This window comes from Streptomyces sp. NPDC059564 (assembly GCF_042735575.1).
Taxonomy (GTDB): Bacteria; Actinomycetota; Actinomycetes; order Streptomycetales; family Streptomycetaceae; genus Streptomyces.
The window spans coordinates 1-9,535 of record NZ_JBHWBP010000298.1 but is presented as its reverse complement, the minus strand read 5'-3'; the positions used below and the strand labels follow the sequence as shown (position 1 = coordinate 9,535).

The following is a 9,535-nucleotide window of genomic DNA, read 5'->3' as shown; positions in this document are numbered from 1 at the left end:
GCGACCCCCCGGCCGGAGCACCGGCGGAGTCCCCGCCGGGCCTCCGGCCGGGACTGCCGGCCGGGCCCGCGCCGGCCCGCCGAGCGGGGCCGCCGGTCGAGCCCGCGTCAGCCCGCCGGCCGGGCCCGCGTCAGCCCACGCTCAGGGCCGCCGGGAGCGGGCCTTGAACGCGGCCTTCCGCGCCTCCTTCGCGGCCTTCTTGTCGGGGTGCAGCCGCCCCATGGCCTCCAGGACGTAGGCCGTCGCGGGGTGCTCGACCCGCCAGGCCCGCTCGAAGAAGTCGCCGTGGTGCTCGGTCAGCGTCCGCATCAGCAGCGGCAGTTCCTCGGTCTCCCCGTCCGCCGCGAGCTGCGCGGCGATGGTGTCGACGGTCAGCCACAGCACCATCGCCCCGTCCGGAGCCGGTACGTCGGCCACCCCGTGCTCCGCCAGCCAGACCCGGGCGAGCCCGCCGAGCTCCGGGTCGTCCAGCACGGCCCGGACCGCCGGCTCGGCCTCCCGCCCGGCCGGGGTCAGGGCCTGCTGGCAGCGCAGCCGCCGCAGCGGGGCGCCCTCGTCGTCCCCGCGGGCCGCGGCGAGCAGCTCGGCGACGGCGACGGGCAGTTCGCGCCCGGCCAGCCACTGCTCGATCTCGGCCTGCGCCGCGCCCTCGGGGTAGAAGGAGACCGCGTCGAGCAGCGCGTCGGCGCCCTTGTCGGCGAGTTCACCGAGGGCCGGGGCCTCGACGCCGGCTTCGAGCATCCGGGCGCGGACGCCGTACAGGCCGAGCGGGGTCAGCCGCACCATCCCGTAGCGGGACACGTCCTCGTCGTCCGGGACGCCCGCGTCGGCGGTGTCGTCGCTCTCCGCCATCAGCTCCTCGTCGACGGGCCGGAACTCGACCAGGCCGATCGGCTCCAGCTGCCGGAACTGGTCGTCGAGGCGCATCATCGCGTCGGAGACCTGTTCCAGGACCGCGTCGGTCGGGTCCCCCATGTCGTCCGGCACGATCATCGAGGCGGCGAGCACCGGCAGCGGCACCGGGCCCTCGCCCGCCCCGCCCTCGGCGACGGTGAGCAGGTAGAGGTTGGCGAGCACCCCGTCGAGGAAGTCCGCCTCGCGCTGGGGGTTCCAGTCGAGCCGGTCGAAGTCGATCTCGCCGCCCGCGTCCATGGCGTCGACGAGGTCGTCCAGGTCGGGGACGGCCGCGTCGGCGAGGACGGTGTCCAGGGCCGCCAGCCACAGGTCGAGGACGTCGCCGGGCGCGCCGCCCGCCAGCAGCGCGAGGTCCTCGCCGGGGGTGGCGGTGCCGTACTCGCGCTCGTCGCCGTCCCCGGCGTCGTCGGCGTCCTCTTCCGGTTCCGTCACGTCGACGAGGCCGGTGTCCACGGCCACCCGCCAGGCCTGGCCGGCGTATACGGGGCTGTCCTGGTCGCCGGTGTCGAGGCCGAGCACCGCCACGGCTTCGGCCAGCTGCTCGGGGACCAGTTCCCCGCCGACGTCGACACGGGTGTCGGGGCCGGCCCAGCGGGCGAGGCGTACGGCGCGGGCGAACAGCGGGGCGACGAGGGCGTCGCGGGCCAGCTCCGCATCGGAGTGCAGCCGTACCGGCGGCAGCGTGGGGTGCGGCTCTGCGGACATGGGGTGGTTCTCCTCGGAGTACGGACGGGCCGTCAAGCCCGTTACGGCGTCCAAGCGTAGACGCATTTCGGGCAGCCTCTGCGAGCCATCGCCTTTGGTTCATCCCACAGTCAACTCCCGTCTTCCCTGGAGGCCTTGACAACTTCGCTGGTCACACTGGAAATTGACGCGCGTAGATGTATCGGAGTCCACAAGCCTCCCCCTCTTCCACACACCGGAGTCCCCGCCCATGCGCTCCTCGCATCCCCGTTCCGCCGCCGTCGCGGCCCTCGTCGCCACCGCCCTGGCCACCGGCCTGCTGGCGGGTTCCGCCGACGCGGCCGAAGGTGCCGTGTCCGCCGATCCGATACGCATCCACGACATCCAGGGCACGACCCGGGTGTCTCCGTTCACCGGCAAGGCGGTCGCCGACGTCGAGGGCATCGTCACGGGCGTGCGCACCTACGGCTCGAAGGGCTTCTGGATCCAGGACCCGGACGCCGACGACGACGCGGCCACCAGCGAAGGCATCTTCGTCTTCACCAGCTCCGCCCCGACCGTCGCCGTCGGCGACGCGGTCAAGGTCTCGGGCACGGTCGGCGAGTACGTCCCCGGCGGGCTCGGCTCCGGCAACCAGTCGATCACGCAGATCGCCAAGCCCACCGTGACGGTGGTCTCCTCGGGCAACGCGCTGCCCGCGGCCGTCGCCGTCAACGAGTACTCGGTGCCGGCCGCCTACGCCCCGGCGGGCGACCCGGCCGCGGCGGGCAGCATCAACGGCCTGACCCTGGAGCCCTCGCGCTACGCCCTGGACTACTACGAGTCCCTCGAGGGCATGAACATCAAGATCGGCACCTCGCGCGTGGTCGGCGCCACCGACCCGTACAGCGAGCTGTGGGTCACGGTGAAGGGCTGGGAGAACACCGCCAAGCGCGGCGGGACGCTCTACGGCTCCTACGAGTCCCAGAACACCGGCCGCCTCCAGATCCAGCAGCTCGCGCCGGTCGCGCAGCAGCCGTTCCCGGTGGCCAACGTCGGCGACAAGCTGACCGGCACCACCGAGGGCCCCCTCGACTTCAACCAGTTCGGCGGCTACACCCTCGTCGCCCGCACGCTGGGGACCGTCAAGGCGGGCACCCTCGCGCCGGAGAAGACGAAGCCGCAGGCGGCGAACGAGCTCGCGGTGGCCACGTACAACGTCGAGAACCTCGACCCGACGGACCCGCAGACGAAGTTCGACAACCTCGCCAAGGCGGTCGTGGAGAACCTCGCCTCGCCCGACATCCTGGCGCTGGAGGAGATCCAGGACGACAACGGCGCCAAGAACGACGGCACCGTGTCGGCCGAGCAGACGCTGACGAAGTTCACGGCGGCGATCGTGGCCGCGGGCGGCCCGGCGTACCAGTGGAAGACCATCAACCCGGAGGACAAGAAGGACGGCGGCGAGCCCGGCGGCAACATCCGTCAGGTGTTCCTCTTCAACCCGGCGCGGGTCTCCTTCACCGAGCGCGCGCCCGGTGACGCGGTGACGGCGACCGGCGTGACGACGGAGAACGGCAAGGCCGCCCTGACCCACTCCCCCGGCCGGATCGACCCCGCGAACCCGGCGTGGGCCGACAGCCGCAAGCCGCTGGCCGGCGAGTTCGTGTTCCAGGGCAAGACGGTCTTCGTCATCGCCAACCACTTCGGCTCCAAGGGCGGCGACGAGGGCCTGACCTCGGTCCACCAGCCGCCGGTGCGCTCCTCGGAGGCCAAGCGGCTGCTCCAGGCGCAGGCCGTGAACGGCTTCGTGAAGCAGCTGCTGGCCGCCGACAAGCACGCGGCCGTGCTGGCCGTCGGTGACGTCAACGACTTCGAGTTCTCCGGGACCGCGCAGGCACTGGAGGACGGCGGGGCGCTGTTCTCGGCGATCAAGTCGCTGCCGAAGGCGGAACGTTACTCCTACGTCTACCAGGGCAACGCGCAGGTGCTGGACCAGATCCTGACCAGCCCGGCGGTGAAGAACTTCGCGTACGACAGCGTGCACATCAACGCCGAGTTCGCCGCCCAGAACAGCGACCACGACCCCCAGGTGCTGCGCTTCCGCCCGTAGCCTCCCGAACCGCGAAGGGCCCGCCCGCCGTCCCGGGCCGGGCCCTTCGCCCTGCCCCCGCCCGGGTCCGGGTCCGGGAGGCCCCGAGGAGGAGGCGGCGGAGGCAGGGGCCCCTCGGCCCGGGAGGTGGGGACTTTCGGCACTGGCGTGACGCTCGCCACACCCCTCCCGAAATAGGCCGGTTGTGGTGTTGAGTGTCTGCACGCCCGATCATCCGCCCCGGTTTCGTACCGACTCGTACGGTTCGCACTCACTGGAGGACCGCGTGTTCCCCTCCATCTCCCCCGCCCAGGAAATCGGCCTCGCCGTCCTGTTCGTGGCCGCCCTCGTCTGGGTCCTCGGCCTCGGCCACATGCTGTGGGACAGCCGCTTCCACCAGCCCGAGCCGGGCGCCCACGGCGGCCTGCCCGCCATTCCGTCCCAGCGCGTCGCCTCCGCGCACCCGATGGAGTCGGTGGAACTGACGGAGGCGGAGGAGCAGGCCTTCGCGGGCCTGATCCGCACGATCCCGCGGCACTGACGCCGCCCGGCGGCGCGCGCACGGCGAAGCCCCTCACCCCGCCGGGGTGAGGGGCTTCGCCGTACCGGCCCGCGCGGGTCAGTTGTGGCTGTGCAGGACCTCGTTCAGGCCGCCCCAGGCCGCCTTGTACGGGCGGGCCTCGACGGCGCCGGTGACCGAGTTGCGGCGGAAGAGGATGTTGTTGGCGCCGGAGAGCTCCAGGGCCTTGACGATCTGGCCGTCCGGCAGGGTGACGCGGGTGCCCGCGGTCACGTACAGGCCGGCCTCGACGACGCACTCGTCGCCGAGCGCGATGCCGACGCCCGCCTCGGCGCCGATCAGGGTGCGCTGGCCGATCGAGATGATCTGCTTGCCGCCGCCCGAGAGGGTGCCCATGGTGGACGCGCCGCCGCCGATGTCGGAGCCGTCGCCGACCACGACGCCCGCCGAGATGCGGCCCTCGACCATGGAGGTGCCGAGCGTGCCGGCGTTGAAGTTGACGAAGCCCTCGTGCATGACGGTGGTGCCCTCGGCGAGGTGCGCGCCGAGGCGGACGCGGTCGGCGTCGGCGATGCGCACGCCCTTGGGGGCGACGTAGTCGGTCATGCGGGGGAACTTGTCGATCGAGGTGACCTGGAGGTGCAGGCCCTCGGCGCGGGCGTTGAGGCGGACGGTCTCGACCTGGTCGACGGCGACGGGGCCGAGCGAGGTCCAGGCGACGTTCGCCAGCAGGCCGAAGACACCGTCCAGGTTCTGGCCGTGCGGCTTGACCAGGCGGTGGCTGAGCAGGTGCAGGCGCAGGTACGCGTCGTGCGCGTCGAGCGGCTTGTCCTCCAGGGAGGAGATCACCGTACGGACGGCCACGACCTCGACGCCGCGGACCGCGTCCTGGCGGATCGCCTTGGCCGCGGCGGTGCCCAGCAGCTCCACGGCCTGCTCGGCGGTGAGGCGCTCGGTGCCGGCCGGGCCGGGCTCGGCGACCAGCTCGGGAGCGGGGAACCAGGTGTCGAGGACGGTGCCGTCGGCGGTGAGGGTGGCAAGTCCGGCGGCGACGGCGCCGGTGGTACGCGTAGCAGTCATGCCAGAAACCTAACCGGCGACGGCCCGAGGTCGCGAACCGGTCTCATGTGCCGGGCGCACCGCGTGTCGCCCCTGCCTGGCGTGGGCCCACAGCACCACCCCGCCCGCCCCCGCCGCCAGCACCACGCACAGCGGCCAGAGCAGCCCGGGCGCGGTGGAGTACAGCGCTCCGCCCAGTGGCGGGCCGAGGACGACGCCGCTGGCCGAGACCCCGGCGTACAGGCTCTGGTAGAACCCGATGGCGTGCGGGGGCGCCTGGTCTGCGACGTAGGCCGTGGCGGGGGTTTTGTAGAGGATCTCGCCGAGGCTCAGCAGCACCATCATGGCGACGGCCGCCGCGATCCCGGTCCCGAGCAGCAGCGCCCCGTACCCGGCGCCGACGAGCAAGAGCCCGACGCCGACGACGAGCAGCGGCGGGCGGGCGCGCAGGGCGACGGCGGCCGGCAGTTCCAGGACGAGGATGACGGCGCCGTTGAGGGCGATGATCAGCCCGTATGCGCCGGTGTCGAGGCCGTGGTCGGCGAGGTAGACGGGGAAGGCCGAGTACTGCTGGCGGTAGATGACGTCGGCCACCAGGATGGCGCCCAGCAGGACGAGGACCGCGGGCCTGGCCCGGAGCTCCCCCCATACGCCGCGGCCCAGACCCCCGTCCGAGGCCGCGGCGTGGGTGCGGTCCGCGCTGCGTGCCGGGACGACCCGGGCGGTCCACAGCGCGAAGAAGAGGGTGCCTACGCCGTCGGCGACGAAGAGCCAGTCGTAGGAGAGGCCGGTCGCGATCAGTGCGCCCAGCGGCGGGCCGAGGGTGAAGCCGCCGTTGGAGACGCAGCGGACGACGGCGAAGGCCTGGCGGCGCGCCCCCTCCGGGACGATCACCGCGACGAGCGCCGCGTTGGCGGAGCGGATCGCCCCGAGGGCGTACTGGGCCAGCGGCAGGACGGCGTAGAGCGCGCCGGTGGGCAGCGTCGACAGGAGGACGAGGCCGGCTCCGGCGAGGAACGAGGCGATGAGCAGGACACGGCGGTGGCCGTAGCGGTCTCCGTACCCGCCGCCGGTGAAGTTGCCCGCGATCAGGCCGATGCCGCCGACCCCGGTGACCAGGCCGGCTTCGGTGACGGAGAGGCCGCGCGGTCCGGTCAGGTACACGAAGACGAAGACGAAGGTGAAGCTGGACACGGCGTTGACGAACACGCCCGGTGAGAGCATCCAGACCGCTCTCGGCACCTCTTTGAACCCTTGCAGCACGTCCCGCCCCCGGAGTTAGTTCCTTTTGGGAACGGACTATGTCAGCATGGCAGCCTGGGGTCAACGGACAAAGGAGTGCCATGGCCCAGCGCACACACCTCGGCGACGCGGACTGCTCCATCGCCCAGGCCCTCGACGTCGTGGGCGACTGGTGGACGCTGCTGATCGTGCGCGACACCGCGCGCGGCCTGTACCGCTTCGACGAGCTCCAGCGCGAACTCGGCATGTCCCGCAAGGTGCTCGCCGAGCGGCTGAAGCTGCTGGTCGAGGCCGGGGTGCTGACGCGCGAGCCGTACCAGGAACGTCCGGTGCGGTACGAGTACCGGCTGAGCCCGCGCGGGCGGGGGCTGCTGCCCGTCCTGGTGGCCCTCCAGGACTGGGGCGACGCCTGGATCCTGGGAGAGGGAGAGATGACGGCGACGGCCGAGGAGTCCTCGATGGAGGCGGTACGGGTCCACGCGCTGCGCGGGACGCGGCTGCCGGAGCTGCTGCTGCCGGACCGCTTCGGCGAGCTCCGCGACCCGGTGGCGGACACCCCGTTCACCGTCCTGTACTGCTTCCCCGGCGCCTACGCCCGGGCCGAGTCCTACCCGCCGGGCTGGGCGGGGATCCCGGGCGCGAAGGGCTGCACGTTCGAGTCGTGCACCTTCCGCGACCAGCTCGCGGAGTTCACCGCGGCCGGCGCCACCGTCCACGGGGTCTCGGCCCAGCGCCCGGACGAGCAGCGGGAGTTCGCGGAGCAGGAGGGGCTGCGCTTCCCGCTCCTCTCGGACGCGGGGCTGGACCTGGTGACGGCCCTGCGGCTGCCGACGTTCCGCGCGGGCGGGGTCAGCCGGCTGAAGCGGCTGACGCTGGTCCTGGACCGGGACCGCACGGTGCGCGAGGTGATCTACCCGATCCGGGACATCGAGGCCAGTGTCGCGGCGGCGCTGTCGGCGGTCCGCTCCGCGGGCTGACCGGCGACGGGCAGCCGCCGCCGGCTAGACGGACCGCAGCACCCGCCCCAGGACCTCTCGGGCGTACGGCTCGTCATAATCCGCGCCCGTCAGCAGCACCTGGAGGCTGATGCCGTCCATCACCGCCACCAGCGCCCGCGCCGTCACCGGATCGGTGTGCTCCGCCAGGGCCCCGGTCACCGACTCCAGCCACTCGGCCGCGACCGGCCGCAGCGCGGGGCGCCGCAGGGCCGCCAGGTAGAGCTCGTACTCCAGCTCCGCCCGCCCCCGGCCGGCCGCCGCCAGGAGCTCCCCCAGCAGCCGGGCCAGCGCGCCCGCCAGGCCCTCGCCCGCGCGCGGCGCCCACGCCGGGGCGTAGGCCTCGTTCGCCTGGCGCAGGGCCGCCACCAGCAGGTCGTCCAGGGTCTTGAAGTGGTAGGTCGTCGAGCCCAGCGGCACGTCCGCCTCCGCCGCGACGCTGCGGTGGCTGAGCCCCGCGATCCCCTTGGCCCCCACCACCCGGATCGCGGCGTCGATGATCCGCTGGCGGCGCTCCGGGTCGTACCGGCGCACTCCCGCGGCCATCAGTGGGCCGCTCCGCCGAGGTTCAGCAGGACCACCCCGGCGATGATCAGCGCGATCCCGGCGAGTTTCGCGGCGGTGGCCGCCTCGCCCATGAACACCATGCCGATGGCGGCGATGGCGGCGGTGCCGACCCCGGCCCATATCGCGTACGCCGTGCCGACCGACATCGACTTCAGGGTCTGCGCGAGCAGGGTGAAGGCGATCACGTACCCCAGCAGCGTGCCGAGCGAGGGCCACAGCCGGGTGAAACCCTCGCTGTACTTCATCGCGGTGGTCCCGGCGACCTCGGCGGCTATGGCCGCGGCAAGCAGTACGTAGGGCATGCGTACGAGTGTACACATCGATGCGTACAGGTGTACACACGCAGACCCCGGGACACCGGGCCGCCAGGGGGCTACGGTGTCCCCCTCAGGGGACAGGGGGCCCGCGCATGGCGCAGCAATGGACCCACCGGGGCGGCGGCTGGCTGCCCCCCGAACGGCCCCGGCCCGGCGTGGTGCCCCTGCGCCCGCTGGGGCCCGGCGACATCCTCGGGGGCGCCCTCGCCGCCCTCGGCCGGTACGGCGGCCGGCTGTGCGGGGCGCTGCTCCTCGGGCAGCTGGCGGCGGGGCTGCTGGTCACCGCGGCGGCGGGGGCGGCGGCCCTGGCCTCCCTCAGCCCGAGGTCCGGCAACCGGGTCTTCGTCTGGGTGCTCTTCCCGGCGGCGGCCCTGTTCCTGCTGTTCACCTGCGCGCTGGCCACCGCCCTGATCGCGGCCCTGCTGCGCCCGGCGGTGCTCGGCCGGGCCGTGACCGCGCCGGGGCTGCTGCGGGCCGCGCTGCCCCGGACCCCGAAAGTGCTCGGCGCCCAGCTGCTCGCCCTGCTGGCCGCGGCGGGCCCGGGCGCGGCGGTACTGGCGGCCGGGCTGCCGCCGCTGGTGCTGCTGCCGCTGGCCCCGGTCGCCCTGTGGCTCGGCGTGCAGTTCGCGCTGGCGCCCACCGCCGCCGGGTACGAGGGGCTCGCGCCGGTGGCGGCGCTGCGCCGCTCGGCGCGGCTGGTGCGGGGCGCCTGGTGGCGGACCTTCGGCTGGACCGCTCCGGCCGTGGCCTTCACCGTCGGGGCCGGGTACGCGCTGCTGGTGTGGTCCGGGCTGCCGGGGGCGCTGTCGGCGCTGGTCCTGCTGCCGGCCTTCCCGCAGCTGCCCGCCGGTCTGCTCTACGTGGACCGGCGGATCCGCCGCGAGCACCTGGCCGAGGCCCTCGCGGCGGATCCGGACCGGGATCCGGTCATCCCAGGGTGAACCAGGCGGCCCGCGCCTTCTTCCACTCCGGGTGGGTGAGGTCCTTGGCCTCGGTGCCGTCGCCGTAGAGGTCGGCGGATCCGCTGTCGGTGACCAGCTGCACCCGCGCCCCGGCGACGCCCAGGTCGGGCACGTCCACGATGGCTTCCCAGCCGCCGGGGTCGGTGGTGGGCAGGTCGGCCCGCTTGACCGGGGCGTGGCCGGGGACCCCGTCCCACTGGTAG

At 73.7% G+C, this 9,535-nt stretch carries 9 protein-coding genes and 1 pseudogene; 4 read left to right on the top strand and 6 right to left on the bottom strand.

Annotated features, from left to right (window positions below; genetic code table 11):
• Window positions 1–141 precede the first annotated feature (141 nt).
• The gene (locus ACFV0Q_RS32430; RefSeq protein WP_385010221.1) at window positions 142–1,620 is read right to left on the bottom strand and encodes a hypothetical protein; all 1,479 of its coding nucleotides are present in this window, start codon (window positions 1,618–1,620) and stop codon (window positions 142–144) included.
• Window positions 1,621–1,849: 229 nt separating this feature from the next.
• Between ACFV0Q_RS32430 and ACFV0Q_RS32425 the strand changes: the two genes are divergently transcribed.
• Window positions 1,850–3,691 (top strand): endonuclease/exonuclease/phosphatase family protein, encoded by a 1,842-nt coding sequence (locus ACFV0Q_RS32425; protein WP_385010219.1) that lies wholly within the window; start codon window positions 1,850–1,852, stop codon window positions 3,689–3,691.
• A 265-nt stretch (window positions 3,692–3,956) separates the two neighbouring features.
• Window positions 3,957–4,211 (top strand): hypothetical protein, encoded by a 255-nt coding sequence (locus ACFV0Q_RS32420; RefSeq protein ID WP_385010217.1) that lies wholly within the window; start codon window positions 3,957–3,959, stop codon window positions 4,209–4,211.
• A 78-nt stretch (window positions 4,212–4,289) separates the two neighbouring features.
• Here ACFV0Q_RS32420 and dapD read toward each other — a convergent pair whose 3' ends face one another.
• Window positions 4,290–5,270: a 2,3,4,5-tetrahydropyridine-2,6-dicarboxylate N-succinyltransferase gene (gene dapD / locus ACFV0Q_RS32415; protein WP_385010216.1), complete on the bottom strand. Its 981-nt coding sequence runs from the start codon at window positions 5,268–5,270 to the stop codon at window positions 4,290–4,292.
• 9 nt (window positions 5,271–5,279) lie between these two features.
• Window positions 5,280–6,473, bottom strand: a complete 1,194-nt coding sequence (locus ACFV0Q_RS32410; protein WP_385010214.1) for an MFS transporter — start codon at window positions 6,471–6,473, stop codon at window positions 5,280–5,282.
• A gap of 119 nt (window positions 6,474–6,592) precedes the next feature.
• On the opposite strand from ACFV0Q_RS32410, the gene ACFV0Q_RS32405 reads away from it, so the two are divergent.
• Window positions 6,593–7,468, top strand: a complete 876-nt coding sequence (locus ACFV0Q_RS32405; RefSeq protein WP_385010213.1) for a winged helix-turn-helix transcriptional regulator — start codon at window positions 6,593–6,595, stop codon at window positions 7,466–7,468.
• 24 nt (window positions 7,469–7,492) lie between these two features.
• On the opposite strand, the gene ACFV0Q_RS32400 is transcribed toward ACFV0Q_RS32405, so the two are convergent.
• Complete coding sequence (locus ACFV0Q_RS32400) at window positions 7,493–8,032, bottom strand: TetR/AcrR family transcriptional regulator (protein WP_385010211.1); 540 nt, start codon at window positions 8,030–8,032, stop codon at window positions 7,493–7,495.
• Window positions 8,032–8,355: a DMT family transporter gene (locus tag ACFV0Q_RS32395; protein WP_385010209.1), complete on the bottom strand. Its 324-nt coding sequence runs from the start codon at window positions 8,353–8,355 to the stop codon at window positions 8,032–8,034. The genes ACFV0Q_RS32400 and ACFV0Q_RS32395 overlap by 1 nt, the downstream gene beginning before the upstream one ends.
• A gap of 107 nt (window positions 8,356–8,462) precedes the next feature.
• On the opposite strand from ACFV0Q_RS32395, the gene ACFV0Q_RS32390 reads away from it, so the two are divergent.
• On the top strand, window positions 8,463–9,311 hold the full coding sequence (locus ACFV0Q_RS32390) for a hypothetical protein (protein ID WP_385010207.1): 849 nt from the start codon (window positions 8,463–8,465) through the stop codon (window positions 9,309–9,311).
• Here ACFV0Q_RS32390 and ACFV0Q_RS32385 read toward each other — a convergent pair.
• Window positions 9,298–9,535: pseudogene (locus ACFV0Q_RS32385) on the bottom strand (hypothetical protein); the annotation flags it as partial. The gene ACFV0Q_RS32390 and the pseudogene ACFV0Q_RS32385 overlap by 14 nt on opposite strands.

Excerpts from the sequence above, each read along its gene's own strand:
- ACFV0Q_RS32430 (WP_385010221.1), bottom strand. The coding sequence starts at position 1,620 with ATGTCCGCAGAGCCGCACCCCACGCTGCCGCCGGTACGGCTGCACTCC.
- ACFV0Q_RS32425 (WP_385010219.1), top strand. The coding sequence starts at position 1,850 with ATGCGCTCCTCGCATCCCCGTTCCGCCGCCGTCGCGGCCCTCGTCGCC.
- dapD (WP_385010216.1), bottom strand. The coding sequence starts at position 5,270 with ATGACTGCTACGCGTACCACCGGCGCCGTCGCCGCCGGACTTGCCACC.
- ACFV0Q_RS32410 (WP_385010214.1), bottom strand. The coding sequence starts at position 6,473 with ATGCTCTCACCGGGCGTGTTCGTCAACGCCGTGTCCAGCTTCACCTTC.
- ACFV0Q_RS32405 (WP_385010213.1), top strand. The coding sequence starts at position 6,593 with ATGGCCCAGCGCACACACCTCGGCGACGCGGACTGCTCCATCGCCCAG.
- ACFV0Q_RS32400 (WP_385010211.1), bottom strand. The coding sequence starts at position 8,032 with ATGGCCGCGGGAGTGCGCCGGTACGACCCGGAGCGCCGCCAGCGGATC.
- ACFV0Q_RS32395 (WP_385010209.1), bottom strand. The coding sequence starts at position 8,355 with ATGCCCTACGTACTGCTTGCCGCGGCCATAGCCGCCGAGGTCGCCGGG.
- ACFV0Q_RS32390 (WP_385010207.1), top strand. The coding sequence starts at position 8,463 with ATGGCGCAGCAATGGACCCACCGGGGCGGCGGCTGGCTGCCCCCCGAA.